The organism is Paraburkholderia kururiensis (assembly GCF_034424375.1).
Lineage (GTDB): Bacteria > Pseudomonadota > Gammaproteobacteria > Burkholderiales > Burkholderiaceae > Paraburkholderia > Paraburkholderia kururiensis_A.
Genome location: NZ_CP139965.1, coordinates 469,985 through 488,229, shown reverse-complemented (window position 1 = coordinate 488,229; position 18,245 = coordinate 469,985). Strand labels below are relative to the sequence as shown.

General features: G+C 61.3%; 15 protein-coding genes. 14 read left to right on the top strand and 1 reads right to left on the bottom strand.

What is annotated here, in order from left to right:
* The first annotated feature begins 146 nt into the window (after positions 1–146).
* The 3 genes from U0042_RS02245 to U0042_RS02235 are packed head-to-tail and all read left to right on the top strand — an operon-like array spanning position 147 to position 4,682.
* Positions 147–2,174, top strand: coding sequence for a TonB-dependent receptor (locus tag U0042_RS02245; RefSeq protein ID WP_114809673.1), 2,028 nt, complete (start codon positions 147–149; stop codon positions 2,172–2,174).
* 1 nt (position 2,175) lies between these two features.
* Positions 2,176–2,715, top strand: a complete 540-nt coding sequence (locus U0042_RS02240; RefSeq protein ID WP_114809672.1) for a YfiR family protein — start codon at positions 2,176–2,178, stop codon at positions 2,713–2,715.
* Positions 2,712–4,682, top strand: coding sequence for a putative bifunctional diguanylate cyclase/phosphodiesterase (locus U0042_RS02235; RefSeq protein ID WP_114809671.1), 1,971 nt, complete (start codon positions 2,712–2,714; stop codon positions 4,680–4,682). Before U0042_RS02240 ends, U0042_RS02235 begins: the two co-directional genes overlap by 4 nt.
* 175 nt (positions 4,683–4,857) lie before the next feature.
* On the opposite strand, the gene U0042_RS02230 is transcribed toward U0042_RS02235, so the two are convergent.
* The gene (locus U0042_RS02230) at positions 4,858–6,261 is read right to left on the bottom strand and encodes a PLP-dependent aminotransferase family protein (RefSeq protein ID WP_114809670.1); all 1,404 of its coding nucleotides are present in this window, start codon (positions 6,259–6,261) and stop codon (positions 4,858–4,860) included.
* Positions 6,262–6,597: 336 nt separating this feature from the next.
* Here U0042_RS02230 and U0042_RS02225 point away from each other — a divergent pair, with 336 nt between their 5' ends.
* The 11 genes from U0042_RS02225 to cyoD all read left to right on the top strand — a co-directional run bounded on the left by U0042_RS02225 (position 6,598) and on the right by cyoD (position 18,239).
* Positions 6,598–6,891, top strand: a complete 294-nt coding sequence (locus U0042_RS02225; protein WP_114809669.1) for a 2Fe-2S iron-sulfur cluster-binding protein — start codon at positions 6,598–6,600, stop codon at positions 6,889–6,891.
* Between the two features lie 35 nt (positions 6,892–6,926).
* Positions 6,927–7,679 carry a hypothetical protein gene (locus U0042_RS02220; protein ID WP_114809668.1) on the top strand — a complete coding sequence of 251 codons (753 nt, stop codon included), beginning with the start codon at positions 6,927–6,929 and terminating at the stop codon, positions 7,677–7,679.
* A gap of 17 nt (positions 7,680–7,696) precedes the next feature.
* Positions 7,697–9,046 carry an ATP-grasp domain-containing protein gene (locus tag U0042_RS02215; RefSeq protein ID WP_114810047.1) on the top strand — a complete coding sequence of 450 codons (1,350 nt, stop codon included), beginning with the start codon at positions 7,697–7,699 and terminating at the stop codon, positions 9,044–9,046.
* A complete protein-coding gene (locus U0042_RS02210) occupies positions 9,043–10,389 on the top strand; it encodes an ATP-grasp domain-containing protein (RefSeq protein ID WP_114809667.1) in 1,347 nt (448 codons plus the stop codon). The genes U0042_RS02215 and U0042_RS02210 overlap by 4 nt, the downstream gene beginning before the upstream one ends.
* A gap of 12 nt (positions 10,390–10,401) precedes the next feature.
* Positions 10,402–11,652: an ATP-grasp domain-containing protein gene (locus tag U0042_RS02205; protein WP_114809666.1), complete on the top strand. Its 1,251-nt coding sequence runs from the start codon at positions 10,402–10,404 to the stop codon at positions 11,650–11,652.
* Positions 11,653–11,706: 54 nt separating this feature from the next.
* Positions 11,707–12,594 carry an EamA family transporter gene (locus U0042_RS02200; protein WP_114809665.1) on the top strand — a complete coding sequence of 296 codons (888 nt, stop codon included), beginning with the start codon at positions 11,707–11,709 and terminating at the stop codon, positions 12,592–12,594.
* Positions 12,595–12,625: 31 nt separating this feature from the next.
* On the top strand, positions 12,626–13,891 hold the full coding sequence (locus U0042_RS02195) for a cystathionine gamma-synthase family protein (protein WP_232833257.1): 1,266 nt from the start codon (positions 12,626–12,628) through the stop codon (positions 13,889–13,891).
* 497 nt (positions 13,892–14,388) lie between these two features.
* Complete coding sequence (gene cyoA, locus U0042_RS02190; protein WP_114809664.1) at positions 14,389–15,279, top strand: ubiquinol oxidase subunit II; 891 nt, start codon at positions 14,389–14,391, stop codon at positions 15,277–15,279.
* A gap of 3 nt (positions 15,280–15,282) precedes the next feature.
* Complete coding sequence (gene cyoB, locus U0042_RS02185; RefSeq protein WP_114809663.1) at positions 15,283–17,295, top strand: cytochrome o ubiquinol oxidase subunit I; 2,013 nt, start codon at positions 15,283–15,285, stop codon at positions 17,293–17,295.
* A 2-nt stretch (positions 17,296–17,297) separates the two neighbouring features.
* A complete protein-coding gene (cyoC, locus tag U0042_RS02180) occupies positions 17,298–17,906 on the top strand; it encodes a cytochrome o ubiquinol oxidase subunit III (protein WP_114809662.1) in 609 nt (202 codons plus the stop codon).
* Positions 17,907–18,239 carry a cytochrome o ubiquinol oxidase subunit IV gene (gene cyoD / locus U0042_RS02175; RefSeq protein WP_114809661.1) on the top strand — a complete coding sequence of 111 codons (333 nt, stop codon included), beginning with the start codon at positions 17,907–17,909 and terminating at the stop codon, positions 18,237–18,239.
* Positions 18,240–18,245: the final 6 nt, after the last annotated feature.

Below are 18,245 nucleotides of genomic sequence, written 5' to 3'. Positions count from 1 at the left end.
GGGCCAGAACTGCGAAGGCCGCAAATGCTGGAATACCCCTGTTTTAGCGGGGGATTACGCGTGCCATTGCAGCGCGGCCTCAAGTTCGCCGCCGCTTCTGTCGATATCCCCGGTAGAGCCAGAATAACCATCCGTAATCCCGGGCGATGCCGCACGAACCCACAAAACTCCGCATAGTCATCGCCGCGGTATGTTGCGCAACACCCATCTTCCTGATGAACGAGAGCAGGGCGGAGGAAGCGGCAACGCCTCCGTCCGGTGACGCTTCGGCCGTGCTTGCCACGATGCCGCTTGAAGCGTTGATGCAAATGACGGTGACGTCGGCCTCGAAGTTCGAACAGCGGGTGAGCGATGCGCCCGCCGCGGCCGTGGTGCTCACCGCTGTCGACATTCGCGACTTCGGCTGGCGCACGCTGGGCGATGCCCTTGCGTCGCTGCCGGGCCTCTACGTGAGCTACGACCGCAACTATGCGTATCTCGGCGCGCGCGGCTTCTTGCGGCCCGGCGATTACGACAGCCGCTTCCTCGTGCTGATCGACGGCTACCAGGTGAACGATGCCGTCTACGACGAAGCGCCCATCGGCACCGAGTTCCTGATCGACATGGACCTCGTGGAGCGCATCGAGTACGTGCCGGGTCCAGGCTCCGCCGTGTATGGATCGAATGCGTTCTTCGGCGTGGTCAACGTGATCACGAAGAAGGGCAGCGACATCAACGGCACACAGGTGGCCGCCTCCGCGGGCAGCTTCGGCGAGAAGCGCGGACGCGCGACCTGGGGCTGGCACGGCGAAAACGGTGCGGACATCGTGCTGTCGGCGAGCGCCTATGACCGCAATGGGCAGAGCCTCTACTATCCCGAGTTCGATACGCCGGACCAGAACCACGGCGTGGCCGTGGGACTCGACTACGATCGCGCGCAGCAGTTTCTCGCGAAGTTTGCGTATCGCGAGTTCTCGCTCGAGATCGCGCACAGCAACCGCACGAAGGGCGTGCCCGATGCGCCTTTCGGCGCGCAGTTCAACGCGCCGTACAGCCTCACGGATACGCAGAGCTTCGCCAACGCGGCCTGGCATCATCCGCTTGCGACGGGCGTGGAGTTGAGCGCGTCCGCGTACTGGGGACGTTACGACTACCGCAGCCCCGTGTACGTGATGGGCGACCCGCCGCAACTGAGCATCGACGGCGATCATGCCCTCTGGTACGGCACCGACGTTCATATGGTGATCACGTCCATCGCGCGCAACAAGATCGTGTTCGGCGCGGACTTTCGCCGCAACGCGCGCCAGGACCAGTACAACTTCGACGTGAATCCGTACCAGCAGATGCTCGACGATCACCATTCGAGCAATCGTGCCGGCGCTTACGTGGAAGACGAAGTGCAGTTGCCCGCAGGCTTCGAACTCAATGCGGGCCTGCGCTACGACTACGAAACGATCGCGAAAGGCAACCTGAGCCCGCGCATCGCGCTCATCTACAAGCCCACGGAGCGCGATACGTTCAAGGCCATTTATGGCCGCGCCTACCGCGCGCCGAATGCCTTCGAGCTGTACTACGCGACGCCGGGCGACGGCGGGCAGCTCGCGAATCCGTCGCTGAAGCCCGAGCACATCACCACCACCGAATTCGTTTATTCGCGTGACCTGGGGTCGTCGGCGCGTGCCACGCTCTCGCTCTTTCACTACGACATTGCCGATCTCATTTCAGAGACGACGGATGCGAGCACGGGCCTGCTCGTCTATCGCAACCTGAACCACGTGGAGGCGAACGGCGCGGAACTCAGCTACGAGCAGCAGACCCTGGGCGGCATTCGCGTGCGCGCGAGCTACTCGTGGCAGCTCGCGCGCGACGAGGCGACGGAAAGCGTGCTGCAGAACTCGCCGCGTCATCTCGGCAAGCTCAACGTCGTCGTGCCGCTCGCCAACGACAGGGTGCGCGTGGGCGCCGAAGCGCTGTGCACAGCGTCGCGTCTTACCCAGGCGAGCCGCACGGGCGGCTATTGCATCGGCAACGTCACAATCGGATCGTCGAAGCTTGTGCCGCACAGCACGGTGTCGTTCTCCGTCTATAACGTGACGGACAAACGCTACGCGGACCCGGCCGGGCCGGCGTTCATACAGCAGGCCATCGCGCAGGAGAGCCGCACGTTCCTGTTCAAGCTGGTGTACGGGATGTGACATGCGCAAGACTGTCCAAGCCCTGTTGATCGCCGGCGTATTCGTGAGCGCGCTATTCTGGCGGTCGGAGAGCCATGCCCAGGTGGACGAAGCCGCGTTGAAGGCCGCCTTCATCTTCAACTTCACGGTATTCGTGACGTGGCCGCCGGGTGCGCTCGCCGATGGACACGTGGTGGTCTGCGCGGGTGCCGGCGGCAGCCTCACGCCTGCGCTGCAGAAACTCTCGGGCCGCGCGGCCAACGGCATGACATGGGTGGTGCGGGTGATCGCGCCGGCGCCAGGCGAGGGCGGCGCGAACACCTGCAACGTGGTGGTCGTCTCCGGTGCCGATGCGGCCGCGCGCGCATTGCGCTCGCTCGCTGCCGCACGTCAGCCCGTACTCGTCATCGGCACCGACGAAGAAGCGGCGCAGGCGGCCCCCGGCATTCTGTTGTTTCGCGACGGCGACCACGTGCGGTTCGATATCGACAACAGCCAGCTCGTGCGGCGCAACCTCGTGGCGAGCTCCAGGCTGCTTTCTTTGGCAAGGAGCATTCAGTGACGACGCAACCGGAGGTTCGCCCGACGGATTCAGGCTGGCGCGTGCAACTCGCCGGCGTCGTCACGGCGCTCGTCATCGCGATGATTGCGCTCGCGTTGTACCAGGGGCTCTCGATGGAGCGCGAGCTGTGCGACAACGCGCGCCTGCAGGCAGCCATCGTCGCGCAGAACGCCGCCGCGCCGATGATGTTCAACGACCGTCAGGCTGCGCAGGAAACGCTGAGCGCGCTGCGTATCCTGCCGTACATCCGCAGCGTGGCGATTCTCGACAAGGACGCGCACGTATTCGCCTTGTATGGCCCCGAGGTGAGGGTGCCGCGCACGCTGCAACCCTTCATTGCCGCCGAACGCGACGGCAGCGCCTTCGGGCTGCGTTCGGTCACGGTGAGCGCGCCCATCACGTACAACAGCGCGCATTTCGGCGACGTGGTGCTGGTGGCCTCCACGGGGCAGATCCTCTCGCGCTTCGCAAGCTACGTGACGCTGCTCGTGCTGGTGTGCCTCGCGTCCGTGGCGGCCTCCGGCATCGTGATGCGGCGGCTCAAGGAACGCATGTCGAGCGCGGAAAGCCAGCTTGCGTGGCTTGCCAATACCGATCCGCTCACGCATCTGCCCAATCGCCGCGCGTTCTACGACGAACTGGGCACGCGCCTTGGCGTGCCGGTGCGGCAGCGCACGCCGCTCACGCTGATGCTGGTCGATCTCGACAACTTCAAGATCGTCAACGACACGCTGGGCCACGGCGCGGGCGACGAACTGCTCGGCGCGGTGGCGCGCGAACTGAAGGCGGCGGTAGGCCGCCACGATCTGGTGAGCCGCATCGGCGGCGACGAGTTTGCGATTCTCGCCGTGGACCGCGGCAGCGCCCAGCGCAGCGCGGCGCTTGCGGCACGGGTGGTGGAACATACGCGCCGCGCGTTTCGCGTGGCCGACGTGGAGCTGCACGTGAGCGCGAGCGTGGGCTACAGCCGCTATCCCGACGACGCACAGCGTCTGGCCGATCTCGTGAGCAGCGCGGACACGGCGCTTTACGTGGCGAAGAGCCAGGGCAAGGGCCAGGCCGTCGCGTTCCGGCCGGAGATGACCGAGGCCGCAAAGCGGCGCGCCCGTCTTGAACGCGAGCTGCGCGAAGCGCTCAACACCGACGCGTTCTACGTGGTCTATCAACCGAAGTTCAGCTGCGGCGCCGGCGCGACGGCGGGCGTCGAGGCGCTGGCGCGCTGGCATCATCCGCTGGAGGGCGAGATCTCGCCGGCCGAATTCATTGCGGTTGCGGAGATGAGCGACCTGATCGCGACGCTTGGCCTGCGCGTGCTGGAAACGGCATGCAACGACATTGCACGGCTCAATCGCGACACGGGTGTGGCGCTCGAAGTGTCCGTGAACGTGTCGGCGCGGCAGTTCAGGCATCCGCAGTTCGCGGAGCACGTGTTTTCGGCGCTGCGGGCGAGTGGGCTCGATTCGTCGCTGCTCGAACTCGAACTCACGGAAAGCATGCTCATGACCGACGTGGACGACAGCGTGCGCCTGCTGCGCGAATTCCAGTCACACGGCGTGAGCGTTTCGATCGACGACTTCGGCACGGGCTATTCGTCGCTCTCGTATCTGCGCACGCTGCCTATCGACCTGCTCAAGATAGACCGCAGCTTCGTGAAGAGCCTGCCGCGCGAGGGCAAGGAGATCGTGAAGGCCATCATCTCGATGGCGCACAGCTTCGGCCTGGAAGTGGTGGCCGAAGGCGTGGAGACGTGGGAGCAGTTTGCGCTGTTGCGCGATATCGGCTGCGACCTCGTGCAGGGTTATCTGACCGGCAGGCCCGTGCGGCTGGAAGTGCTCACGGCCGACATCGTGCGCGAAAAGGCGAACCTGCCGCATCGCGCGGGCCGCGAGTTTCGCGCGGTGCAGCGCGGCGCGGCCAAGGTTGCCGATGGTATGCCGCCGCTGCCGGAGCAGCAGAGCGAGATATAGCCTGTGTGAAGCAAATCGATGTCTTGAAGTGCATCGACGCATCAGAAAACCTGGTCTGGCCTCTGTGTGTCCAGGAGGATTGCGCACTGCTGCCGGGCAGATTCGACTGGCGCTTGCCAGCACGCTCACGCCGCCGCAAATGTCCCGTCAAGATGGCATTAAGCGATGCGTGTCTTCACGCCAATGCCACTGCGCTTTCAAGAAAGGCCTGCGCTTGCCCGTCACTCATGTAAGCGGCGTTGAAGCGCAACCAGGGTGACATCTGCTTATCAGGACGGTAATGCGTGCCGGGCGCGATGCTGATGCCAAAGCCGGTTGCATGCTCGACCAGTCGCGTGGAATCGTCGATATGAGGAACGCGCGCAAACACAAACATGCCGCCGCAAGGCTCCTCGTAAATTTCCCATCCCGATCGCCGCAGTTGCTCGACTGCCCGCATCAAGGCGTCGTTTACGCGATGCCGCAGTTTTTCCATGTGTCTGCGATAAACGCCTCGTTCCAGTAATGTCGCGACAACACTTTCGGAGAATCTGGTACCGCCCATGCTTGTCAACGTCTTCACGTCGACGAGGTCTCGTACGAGATCGGTATGTGCGGCGATATATCCGAGGCGCAGGGACGAAGACAAGGTCTTGGAAAAACCACCGATATAGATGACGCGATCGAGCTGGTCCAGCGCCGCGAGCCGTTGTGTAGGGACCGGTTGCAAGTCTGCGTAGACGTCGTCTTCCACGACTGAGAAATCATGCTGATGTGCGAGTTGCAGAATCCGGAATGCGACTTGCGGCGCTATGTTCGTGGCGGTGGGATTTTGAAACACCGTATTGACAAAGAAGAGCTTCGGACGATGTACGGCAAGGAGTGCCTGCATCGCATCGACGTCAGGCCCTGACTGGCGGCGCGGAACGCCGACGAGTTGAATTCCCTGAAGCCTGAGTAAGCCAAACAGATTGAAATAGCCGGGGTCTTCAACGAACACCGTATCGCCGGGGCGCAGCATCATACGCGTGACGAGGTCAAGTGCGTGGCTCGCGCTGTGCGTGATGAGAATTTGCTGGGATGGCACGTCGATCGCGAGACATGCAAGTCGCCGAGCGATTTGCTCTCTCAGCACCATGTCCCCCTGTGGCGCAGCGTAGTCGACGAGGCTCGCGACATCCGTGCGCGACACCTGCCGCACACATTGCGCGATGTTTTCGACGTCGCGCCAGGCGGCAGGAATGAAACCACTCGACAAGGGGGAAGCGCTCGCCGGTGCGTTGAACTGGCGCAGGATCTGTCCTGATTCCGCGCGCGCCACACCGGGGTCTGCGCCGCGCTGCCCATGGTCCTGCGCGCTGGCGGAGTGCGTGACGTAGAACCCCGAGCCGTGCCGAGGCTCGATCAGGCCTCGCGAGACCAGATCGTCGTACGCCTCCATGACGGGAAAACGACTGACGCGGTTCGCAGCAGATAGCTGGCGAATAGAAGGAAGCCGTGCACCCACAGGCAACTGCCGCGAGCGAATCATGTCTTCGACCTGGTGAACGAGCTGCTCCTTGAGCGGTGCAGGCTTCATTGGATCAAGCTTGATTTTCATGGAGTTCGTTTCCGGCGAAGTGTTCACTGGATTTTAACTGACACTTCCCGGTGACAGTCGACAACTGTTCATTCCATTCTCGTTTGTGCGGCGAAACAATAGGCTTGCTTGTGACGAGTCTTTAAGCGGATCACGTCAATTCGGAGTTGAACCTCCTTCTTTTTCAGATCGATAGCAGATTTGCTTGTGGTGGAAATCGATATTCTTTCCGCCGGTAAGAATATTCATGACTTGAAAAATATTTTCCACTTGAGAAATAGATAAGGAAGGCGAATTCAGAGAATGCAGTTTGCATCGAAAGATGCGATGTCTTGATCGGTGTTAATTGGAGGAAGGGTGCACAAGGTCGTGGTCGACCCGCAAGGTCTGGAAGCGTGGCTTTCCACAGGCAGCTCTCTCACTGAGTTGGAGTTCGAGTTGTACGGTGAGCAGACCGTTCCATTCGGCTGCAAGGCAGGGGCTTGCGGTACCTGTGTAATCAAGGTCGAGGACGGGGTAGCCAATCTCGGTGTCAAGGCGGACGAGGAGCGGAATTTTCTCGAAACGCTTGGATATCGTGGTGCCGAGTTCAGGCTTGCCTGCCAATGTCGTCTGAACGGAGATGTAAAAATCCGTCCAATGTCGCTGTAGTGCTAGAAATGTTAAAACAACCTGAGAGAACTGTAATGATCAATCGAGTGAAGAACGTGGGCTATGAGAGCCGGTTTCCGTTTATTAATGCAGCGCGTTCGGCCGCGCTTCGGTCGGAGATCGATGCCCTCATCGATCGGCAGATCGAACAATGGTATGAGACGGTCCCTTATGCCGCACACCTCGAAGGCAAGACCGTGGATTCGGCCTATTACCAGCGGCATCTGATCGAGACGGCATGGCGAATCCGTCTGCTGCGCGTTGCGGAGTCCAAGGCGCTTGCGGAGATTGCCAAGCGTAGCCCCGAGGCTGCGCAAGTCTGGGCCAATTACGAGCGCGAAGAAATGCTGCACGACGAGTTGTTCATTCAGGACCTGGAACGCGCGGGGGTTTCGCGCGACGTGTTTCTCGCCACGGAGCCCTATCTTTCAACCAAGCTGCTGGCAGGCTACTTCTCCTATCTGCTCGATCACGAGGGACCGCTCGGTGTCGTGGCGTACTCCTATCTCGTCGAGTACGTGAACGTCAAGCTGGAGCCCCGCAAGCTGGAAGCACTGAAAGACTCGATCGGCGAGCAGAACATCGGCGGGCAGATTTCGCATTCGCACACAGACGTCAACGACGATCACCCCGGCGAAGTCTGGTCGGCCATCCGTCACCTGCTGCGTAACGACGAGGACATCGATGCACTCAAGCGCTATCTGGCGGAGCATCAGACCGTGCTGGCCCTGTACTTCAAGGAGCTTTACGAGGACAAGGTCGGTGCGACGCTCAAGGTCGCCGCGTGATCGGCGAGGAGAATCTGATGGCATCCGATGGCGTTCTCATTCTGAGTCACTGTGGATTTTCGTTCGCGGAGGATCTGGTAGCCGCCTGTCGCACGAGAGGTCTTGCTGCATGGATCCTGACGTCGGTGCCGCTTCCCGAGCACGGAGAGAAGCGGATCGACACGCTGCGAATGCTGGCCGATGAAGTGTTCGTCGCCGGAACACATGAACTCGGAACGCGCGACGTGGAAGAGGCGCTCGCTTCGTTGCGCGGGAGGGGACTGCGTATCCGTGGATGTATCAGCGTCTGGGAAGGGTATCGAGCGCTGATGGCATATGCCAACGCATTGCAAGGCGTGTCGGACTTGCCATGGGCATCGATCGAGCAACTGCGGAACAAGCTGGAGGTCCGGCGCACGCTCAGGCGGGCGGGTCTGTCCAACGTCGACGCCATGGCGTTGACGCCCGATGTGCTGGAGAAGGCCAAGCGAGATGGCAAGGCGTACTTCGTGAAACCAATATGGGGCATCGCCTCCTATGGCGCGTTTCGGCTCACGCCCGAGACGGACTGGTCCACGCTTGACGCCGTCATCGCCCAGACACGCCACGACACGCTCTATGCGGGCGTACTCGGCGGGGAGCCCGAATTCCTCGTCGAGTCGTTCGTGGACGGCACGGAATACAGCTTCGAGGTGCTTGCGGTCGACGGCCGGCGGTTCGTGACGGGTATCCATGAAAAATGCCAACTGACGGAAGGCGGCGGCACGGTTCTCGAGAACAGCTGTACGAGTCCGCCAGTGTCGCTCGCAAACATCGCAATCGCTGCCGGCATGGCGTGGGTCGACGCGATATCCGCCTGCCTGAAGCTGGATTGGGGATGTTTTCACATCGAAGCGCGCTTCGATGGCGAACGCTGGGAACTCATCGAAATCAACCCTCGTATAGGTGGCAGTCTGATCTCACACAGCGTGAAGGCGCTCAACGAGTTAGCCAGCGTGCTCGAACTCTGGCTCGATCAACTCGTGTCTCAGTCTGACGGTAGACCCTCGGTCGGCTACCTGCGCACGCTTTCCGAACTGTCGTACTCGCATGATGGCGTTCCGCCAACGAATCTCGCAACCTTCTTTCGCGTGTATTTCGCGTCGCCCGGGCGAATCGAAAGCATACGGGTCGAGCGGACGGAGCCGTCGCCGGCAATGACGCAGATCCTGTTGAAGGCGGGCGACGTAATCGAGACTTCTGCACGAGAAGTGTTTCTTGGCCAGGTTCTATGGAGCATGTCTCGCGAGCGGCGCGACCGTGAATTGCCGCGTTTGATCGAATTGTCGGAGAGCGCCATCGGCGTGCAATATGCCGTCGAAAACCCGACCGAGGAGAAAGCCGCATGAGCCAGCACGATCCTGTTCTTCTGATCGTCGACTACAACCTCACTCGAGTGGCGGACGTCGAACGCATGGCGCGCCATGCTCGTTCCGGTTACGGTGCCTCGACTGTGTTGATCCGCCCGCGCCCCACGGCACGGGACTACGAAATCGCCGAGTACGTTGTTGATCTGGACCCGTTGGCCGATGGATTTGTCGATACCGCGTTGGATCGCCTCACTCGGTTCACCGGTCGCGTCCATGCCGGGCTGGTTTTTTCCGATAACGCAGTGCAACGCGGTGCCGAGCTGCTCGAGCGGCTGGGACTACGCACCGACTCCGCGTCACTTGCGGAGGCCGCCTTTAGCAAGAGCGCTTATCGGGAGTCGGAGTCGAGAGTCCGGAATCTGCTGGAAGCGCAGTCCATCATGGTCCCGCGGAGCGTAGGCGTGGCCGATCTCGATGAGCTTCGGCATTTCGCCGCGCAACATCCGGATGGATTCGTGCTCAAGCCAGCTTGCGAGGGAAACAACCGCGGCGTTGTGATCGTGCATGACGGCGACGATCTCGTCCAGGCATTCGCACTCGTGCAGCCGTACCTGCACAACGGTGCGATCGCCGAGCAGTTGATTCCGTTTCGCCGGGAGTTTTCGTTCGACGGGGTAGGGTCGATGGAGTTCATCACTGAGAAGGTCAGTGCGGAGGGACGATATCCGGTCGAGATTGCGCAGATCCTTCCGGCTCGCATCACGGAAACGGAGCGCAACACGCTGACGCGGGCCGGTCGCCTCGCCAATCTCATTGTCGGGCAACGCGACGGCGCATTTCACAACGAGATCCGGCTGAGCGACGACGGACGGCGAGCCGCTGTTGTGGAGCCGAACCGGCGACCGGCCGGCATGAAGATCTGGACACTTGCACAGGCGGTCTACGGCGTCGACTTCTACCGGCAATGGGTGGACGTGGCGTTTGGCAACGAACGCAGCGTGCCGGTGCGCGCGACGTCGACGGAGGCGGCGACGGTCATGCTGGGCGTGCCGGTCGACGGTCGTTATGAGCGGCCGGAGGAAGAAGATGCCTACGCGCTTCTACGCGAGACAGTGCAGCGCGCGGAAGCCGCGTGCGGTATCGGGAACGGCTTGATAGACGTGCTTGAGTACGCGTGGCTGTCGCCTGACGCCCGTGAGATCCCCGCCGTTCCTCTGGAGAACTCCGACTTTGCCGCACAGGTCTGCTTCGCGATAGACAGCGGCGTGGTCGATTTGCGGCTCCTTATTCCGGCTCTCCGCAAGGCATGGCTTTCCGTACTCGATGAAGCACTTGGGCGGGAGCATTTCGGACTCAAGCGGCAGGCCGTCGACATCGCGTGAAAGGAATGGAAGATGAATATCCTGATTCTTCATCGCGTCCCTTATGGACGTATCGAATACGAGCGCGGCATCGATCACGACGCTCACCAGGTCACTTACTTCGGCAAGCAGGAAGCATTGGACACGCTACCGGGTGGCCTGCGTTGCCGAGCGGTTCGTCGTGCGGGCGAGCGCAGCGCGTATGACGAGGCAATTGAGCTTATCGAACGGACTGGCGACCGTTTCGATCGCATCATCTCTCTGTCCGAATACGAGTTGCTCGATGCGGCCCGGCTGCGTGAAGCATTCGGCGTTCACGGGCCTTCGGTGAACGAAGTGCAGCTCGTACGGAACAAGGTATTGATGAAGCACGCCGTCGCGAATGCCGGCTTGCGAGTACCGCGCTTCGCGGCCTTGCCCGAACTCATCCAGCGCCCCTTTGCCGCCGCGTGGCATGGCCCGACCGTGCTGAAGCCGCATAGCGGCGCATCGAGCGAGGATGTCAGGGTATTCGCATCGCTGGACGACGCGCTCCACGCTGTCCACGCGAAACAGACCGGTATCGCACGGCTTGACGGCGAGATCCCTCTGACGGATCAGTACCAGATTGAAGAGTTCGTGACGGGGCACGTCCTTCATTTTGACGGCCTCGTTGCAGACGGCGAACTGCTGACCACCACCGCGAGCCGCTATGTCGGCACGTGTCTCGGTTATGCCAATGGCGAGCCGCTGGGGTCATTTCATTTCCCGTTGTCGCCGCTCGCCCGAGACTGGACGGCGAGCATCCTCGCGGCAGTGGGCATCCGGAACGGCAGTTTTCATCTCGAAGCGATCGACTCTCCCGACGGCCTTGTTTTTCTCGAGGTGGGTAATCGGGTCGGTGGGGCAGACGTCGTCGCGACTTTCGAACTGGCAACGGGTGTGCATCTGCCATCCGAAGAACTACGCATTCTGGTAGGTGCCGGTGCAACGAGCGGTCTGCCGGCGACACAGACTTCTCATGAGTGGCACGGCTGGTTCGTATTCCCGGGACATGCCCGCGCAGGGGAGGAGTACGCCGGCATGACAGGAATCGATCGATACCGGTCCGACCCTGCGGTGGTTCGTTGGGTGGAACTGCCCGCAGGCAGCGCATTGCAGCATCGCGTCACGTATTCGGCGGGCGAAGCGCCATTAGCCGGGATCGTCGCGTTGCCTGCGGCGGCCGAAACCCAGGCGTGGCTGCAAGGACTCTTCTACGCCGCGCAACAACGCGCATCCGGCTCGTGGTCCAAAGCCGCGTGATGTCACCGCATCGTCGTGCCGTCAATACTCTTCCAATCGTCCACAAGGGATATCGTGAAAGCGAAAGACATTCTTCTTGCGATTTTCGTCACAGCCATCTGGGGCGCGAACTTTTCTGTGATCAAGCTAGGACTGGCCTCGATAGATCCTTTCCTGCTCGCCGGCATACGCTTCGCACTCTGCGCCATTCCGGCTGTCTTCGTGCTTCGCAGGCCACAGGTGAGCATTGGATACCTGGCGAGCTACGGTCTCCTGTTCGGGGTGGGGCTTTGGGGCATCGTGAACCTGGGAATTCAGGCGGGCCTCTCGGCAGGCATCGCCTCGCTTGTTCTGCAATTCAGCGCGTTCTTCACGATCTTGCTCGGCTCCGTCGTTTTCAAGGAATCGATTTCACGATATCAGTACGCCGGTATTGCGGTCGCGCTCGGGGGGCTTGCCTCCATCATCACGATCACCGATGGCTCGGTGAGTGTGCTTGGGGTTGCACTCGTCGTGATCGGCGCACTGTCGTGGAGTTCGGCCAATATCATCATCAAGCGAGCAGGCACGAAGGACGTGCTGGCGTTCCTCGTCTGGTCGAGTCTGTTCTCGCCCATTCCGCTCTTCGCAATTGCATGGTTGGAGCATGGCGCACACGTGTACGTCGATACGTTTTCCAGCCTGAACTGGAAAGCCGTTTTCTCCATCCTGTTTCAGGTCTACCCCACCACGTTGTTCGGCTATTGGGCCTGGAACAGGCTTCTGAAAACGTATCCGGTGTCTCGCGTCGCGCCGCTGTCGCTGCTAGTGCCGATTTTCGGCATGATCGGCTCTGTGCTGATTTTCGGCGAGCATATTGGCGCGCCGAAGATTGCCGCAACGGCTCTCATCGTTCTGGGGCTCACCATTGGTCTGTATGGAAAGCACATCAGCAGCGTGATCTTGCGCCGTGCGCAGGCGTGATCAGCGTTCCGTATCGAGGAGAGTGCCGCATATGAACGGGGAAGAGATGCCCGACGCGGGCGTACACATGTCGATGACACCTGTCTTGCATGCAGACCGGCTGGCCGGGGTCGAGCACGGCGCCATCCACAGTCCCATACACACGTCCGTCCAGTACACGTTCGAGCGCACCAGCGATCTGATCGATCTGTTTCAGGGGCGTTTGAAAGGGCGCTTCAACTACGCCCGTTCGGGTACACCAACCATTGCCGCTCTGGAACGAAAGATCACGCATCTGGAAGGAGGCCGGGAGACAGTTTGCTTCGCGAGCGGGATGGCGGCGATTTCGGCGGTCTTCCTCAGTCTCCTGCGTGCAGGCGACCACATCGTGGTGAGTCGGTTCCTGTTCGGCGGGACGGTGAACCTGCTCGATACCCTGCAAGGGTTTGGCGTGCACGTGAGCTTCGTCGACACATGCGACGTGCGCAACGTCCGGGCCGAAGTGGGCGAAAACACGCGTTTGGTATTCGTTGAGACGGTGGCAAATCCAGCGACGCAGATTCCCGATCTAGAGTCGATTGGGCAGTTGTGCCGGGAACGCGAGCTATTGTTCATCGTAGATAACACCGTGACCTCACCTGCCCTCTTTCGTCCCGCCACTGTTGGGGCGGGTCTGGTCGTGAATTCGTTGAGCAAGACCCTCGGCGGCCATGGCGTCGCATTGGGCGGCGCGGTAACGGATACCGGCCGGTTCGACTGGACGTTGTATCCGAACATAGCGGCGCGCTATAGAAACGCCGATCCCGCTCAATGGGGCATTCAGCAGCTGCGCAAAAAGGGATTGCGTGACGTCGGCGGCGCGTTGTCGTCTGATCACGCGCACCGTATTGCTATTGGTGTTGAAACCCTCGTGCTGCGAGCGACACAAACCGGTGGAACTGCATTGGCGTTGGCGCGATTCCTTCGCGAGCACGCCGCGATCGGCGAGGTGCACTATCCGGGGCTGGAGACACACCCTCAGCACGAGCTGGCGAAGCGGCTGTTCGCAAACGGCGCGTGGTTGCTCTCTTTCGAACTGAAGCGCGCCAACGACATGATTCCGTTTCTTGATCGTCTGCGCGTTGCCGGTCGCGGCACCGGCATGGGAGACAACAGAACGCTCGTCATTCCGGTTGCTCCTACGATCTATTGGGAGATCGACCGGGAAGTCCGGGAGCAGATGAAAATTTCGGACGGTTTGATACGCGTCTCGATCGGGCTGGAGGACCCCCGCGACTTGATACGCGACTTCGATGAAGCGCTGCAGTTGTGTTCCTGAGCGGCACACTCTTGGCCGCCTGAATCGCTGCGTCGAATTGTCGCGCGACGTAGTGGCTCCGAACGCATGTAACGGCATCGTCGTCACGCTTTTCGTGGTTTATCGCTTCAGTCACTTGCACACTCATCAATTGCGCACGGCAGCCGCTTATCGGCATGCAAGCAGCGCATTAGCGACGCATTACTGAACGGCGCAGGGCAGTTTAGCGCCATCTCATTCATGTACTGCTCAATTCGCGTTGCCGTTCGCAGTGTCCGCGCAGTGTTCGGAATTGGACTTTTCCTTGTCCGAACACAACCTTACTGTTTGCTGTCATCTATAAGACTTGACGTTTTCTTGTTGGACGTCAAGGTAATTTCCCGCCCGTTTCAATAGAATCCGCCGCTTACGACACGGGCGCGTTCGCGCACGCGCGACGTGCGGTCCGCTCCGTTGTTCGTTCCCGCCGATCCGACCAGATCACCCAATCAGACCACACAAAATTCCAGGCAAATTCGATGGCTAGAGCTATCTTGAAGCGGGCGTGGACCTTCGCTGCAATCGGAGCGGGCACCTGCCTTGCCGGCTGCAGCAATCTCGATGTTCTCGATCCCAAAGGCAGCGTAGGCGCTGCGGAAAAGTCCCTCATCGGCACGGCCACGTTCACGATGCTCATCGTCGTCGTGCCGGTCATTCTGCTCACGCTGCTGTTCGCATGGCGCTACCGCGCGTCGAACCGTAACGCGACCTATGCGCCGAAGTGGGCCCACTCCACGGCTATCGAAGTTGTCATCTGGACGGTGCCCACACTCATCATCCTGTTCCTCGGCGTGCTCACGTGGCGCACCACGCACGAGCTCGATCCGTACCGGCCGCTCGAATCCTCGGTGAAGCCGATCAACGTTGAAGTGGTCGCGCTGGACTGGAAGTGGCTCTTCATCTACCCCGATCTGGGCATCGCCTCGATCAACCAGCTCGCCTTCCCCGTCAATACGCCCGTAAATTTCCGCATCACGTCGGATTCGGTGATGAACTCGTTCTTCATCCCGCGCCTGGGCAGCCAGATCTACGCGATGGCGGGCATGCAGACGCGTCTGCACCTGGTGGCCAACGAGGTGGGCGACTACGCGGGCGTGTCGGCCAACTTCAGCGGCAAGGGCTTTTCGGACATGAAGTTCCGCGCGCTCGCCACCACGCCCGAGCAGTTCAACGCGTGGGTGGAGCAGGTCAAGCACGCGCAGGGGCGTCTCGACATGAACGCCTACGGCACGGTCGCACAGCCTTCGGAGAAGAATCCGGTCGAGTACTTCTCGTCCGTGGATCCGCGGCTCTTCCATAACATCATCGCGAAGTACAACAACGGTCACGTCCTCGACATGAAGGACGAGGCCTGCGGGACGAAGGGGTAAAGCATGTTCGGAAAACTCACGCTCGAGGCGATCCCGTTCGATCAGCCCATCATCATGGGCGCAGGCGCCTTCATGGGGCTCGCGGTGATCGTGGTGCTGGCCGCGCTCACCATCACGAAAAAATGGAAGTGGCTGTGGAGCGAGTGGATCACCACGGTGGACCACAAGAGGCTCGGCATCATGTACATCATCGTGGCCACGCTCATGCTGCTGCGCGGCTTTGCAGACGCGGTGATGATGCGCATGCAACTGGCGCTCGCCTATCATTCGCCGGGCTATCTGCCGCCGCATCACTACGATCAGGTCTTCACGGCGCACGGCGTCATCATGATCTTCTTCATGGCGATGGCGCTGATGGTGGGCCTCTTCAACCTGATCGTGCCGCTGCAGATCGGCGCGCGCGACGTGGCCTTCCCGTTCATCAACTCACTGAGCTTCTGGATGACGGCGGTGGCTGCCATCCTCATCAACATCTCGCTTGTGATCGGTGAATTCGCGCAGACGGGCTGGCTCGCGTATCCGCCGTTGTCGGAATTGCAGTTCAGCCCCGGCGTGGGGGTGGATTACTACATCTGGAGCCTGCAGCTTTCAGGTGTGGGCACGCTGCTGACCGGCATCAACTTCTTCGTGACGATCGTGCGCATGCGTGCGCCCGGCATGACGTTCATGAAGATGCCCGTGTTCACGTGGACGGCGCTGTGCTCGAACGTGCTGATCATGGCGACGTTCCCCATTCTCACGGTCGCGCTTGCGCTGCTCGGTCTGGACCGTTACCTCGGCATGCACTTCTTCACGAACGACGCCGGCGGCAACGCGATGATGTACCTCAACCTGATCTGGGCGTGGGGCCACCCCGAGGTGTACATCCTCGTGCTGCCCGCGTTTGGCATCTATTCCGAGGTCATCGCGACCTTCGCGAAGAAGCCGCTCTTCGGCTATCGCACGATGGTGTACGCCACGTGCGTGATCATGGTGCTCTCGTTCCTCGTGTGGCTGCACCACTTCTTCACGATGGGCTCGGGCGCCGACGTGAACGCGTTCTTCGGCATCATGACGATGATCATCGCGATTCCGACGGGCGTGAAGATTTTCAACTGGCTGTTCACGATGTACCGCGGCCGCATCGAGTTCACCACGCCCGTGCTGTGGACCATCGGCTTCATGATCACGTTCACGATCGGCGGTATGACCGGCGTGATGATGGCGATTCCGGGCGCGGACTTCGTGCTGCACAACAGCCTGTTCCTGATCGCGCACTTCCATAACGCGATTATCGGCGGCGTGGTGTTCGGTTATCTCGCCGGTTTCCATTACTGGTTCCCGAAGGCCTTCGGCTTCAAGCTGGACGAGAAGCTGGGCAAGCGCGCGTTCTGGTTCTGGTTCACGGGCTTCTACGTTTCGTTCATGCCGCTCTACGTGCTGGGCTTCATGGGCATGACGCGACGCCTCAACCACTACGACAACCCCGCGTGGCACCCGTGGCTGATCGCTGCGGCGTTCGGCGTGGTGCTGGTGGCCATCGGCGTGCTGCATCAGATCGCGCAGGTCGTGCTGGCCGTGCGCAACCGCAAACACCCCGACTATCGCGACGTGACGGGCGACCCGTGGAATGGCCGCACGCTCGAATGGGCCACGTCGTCGCCGCCGCCGGTCTACAACTTCGCGGTAATCCCCACGGTGCATGAGCTGGATGCGTTTGCCCACATGAAGGAAACGGGGCAGGGGCTGGGCGTCAAGGCGTCGTCGTATCGCGACATCCACATGCCGTCGAATACGGGCGCGGGCTTCTTCGTCGCCGTGTTCAGCCTCGCACTCGGCTTCGCGCTGGTGTGGCACATCTGGTGGCTCGTGATCGCGTCGCTCGTTGCCGTGGCGGCAACCGTGATCATTCACAGCTTCGGCGACAACGACGGCTACATCATTCCCGCGGCGAAGGTTCGCGAGATCGAAGACGACATCCGCCGCCGTGCGGAAGGTGAAGAACGCGGCCTCGTGCCCGAATCCGTGGAGGCCTGAGCATGGCACACAACACGCTTGTCAACGGCGCGCACGACCTGGCCGCCGACCATTCGCCGTCACACTCGGTGTTCGGCTTCTGGCTGTACCTGATGACAGACTGCGTCATCTTCGCCTCGCTGTTCGCGGTGTTCGCCGTGTCGTCGCAGCAGTTTGCGGGCGGCCCCAGCGGCAAAGACCTGTTCGACATTTCGGGCGTTGCGCTGGAAACGGCTGCGCTGCTGTTGAGCAGCATCACCTACGGTTTCGCGATGCTCGGCGCGCACAAGCAGCAGCGCGGCGCCGTGCTGGGCTGGCTCGCGGTCACGTTCGTGCTGGGTCTCGCGTTCCTCGGCATGGAAATGCGCGAGTTCTCGGCGCTGATCGCGGAAGGCAACGGGCCGGGCCGCAGCGCGTTCCTGTCGTCGTTCTTCACGCTGGTCGGCACGCACGGCCTGCACGTGTTCATGGGCCTCGTGTGGATGGTGGTGCTCGCCGTGCAGGTTATTTCGCGGCCCACGCTGAACGAGCGGGCAATCCGGCGTCTGACGTGCCTGAGCCTTTTCTGGCACTTCCTCGACATCGTCTGGATCTGCGTTTTCACCTTTGTCTATCTCGCGAGCGTACTTTAAATGGCTCATTCGCATTCGGCTCATACGGAAGGTGGGCACGGCAGTTTCGGCAGCTACGTTGCCGGGTTCGTGCTCTCGGTGCTGCTCACGGCAGGCGCGTTCGGCATCGTCATGAAGGGCTACCTGCCGGCGCATAGCGCGCTCATCGCGCTCGCGGTGCTCGCGATGGTGCAGATCGTCGTGCACCTCGTGTTCTTCCTGCACATGAACGCGTCGTCGGGACAGCGCTGGAACGTGATGGCGTTCAGCTACACGGTGCTCACGGCGATCATCCTCGTGTTCGGCACGATGTGGGTGATGCACAACGTCAGCGTCAATATGATGTCGCGGTAACCACGG

Bases quoted from the DNA above. Each gene is read 5' to 3' on its own strand.
- U0042_RS02210 (WP_114809667.1), top strand. From the start codon at position 9,043: ATGAGCCAGCACGATCCTGTTCTTCTGATCGTCGACTACAACCTCACT.
- cyoB (WP_114809663.1), top strand. From the start codon at position 15,283: ATGTTCGGAAAACTCACGCTCGAGGCGATCCCGTTCGATCAGCCCATC.
- U0042_RS02215 (WP_114810047.1), top strand. From the start codon at position 7,697: ATGGCATCCGATGGCGTTCTCATTCTGAGTCACTGTGGATTTTCGTTC.
- cyoC (WP_114809662.1), top strand. From the start codon at position 17,298: ATGGCACACAACACGCTTGTCAACGGCGCGCACGACCTGGCCGCCGAC.
- U0042_RS02240 (WP_114809672.1), top strand. From the start codon at position 2,176: ATGCGCAAGACTGTCCAAGCCCTGTTGATCGCCGGCGTATTCGTGAGC.
- U0042_RS02195 (WP_232833257.1), top strand. From the start codon at position 12,626: ATGAACGGGGAAGAGATGCCCGACGCGGGCGTACACATGTCGATGACA.
- cyoD (WP_114809661.1), top strand. From the start codon at position 17,907: ATGGCTCATTCGCATTCGGCTCATACGGAAGGTGGGCACGGCAGTTTC.
- U0042_RS02205 (WP_114809666.1), top strand. From the start codon at position 10,402: ATGAATATCCTGATTCTTCATCGCGTCCCTTATGGACGTATCGAATAC.
- cyoA (WP_114809664.1), top strand. From the start codon at position 14,389: ATGGCTAGAGCTATCTTGAAGCGGGCGTGGACCTTCGCTGCAATCGGA.
- U0042_RS02220 (WP_114809668.1), top strand. From the start codon at position 6,927: ATGATCAATCGAGTGAAGAACGTGGGCTATGAGAGCCGGTTTCCGTTT.
- U0042_RS02230 (WP_114809670.1), bottom strand. From the start codon at position 6,261: ATGAAAATCAAGCTTGATCCAATGAAGCCTGCACCGCTCAAGGAGCAG.
- U0042_RS02245 (WP_114809673.1), top strand. From the start codon at position 147: ATGCCGCACGAACCCACAAAACTCCGCATAGTCATCGCCGCGGTATGT.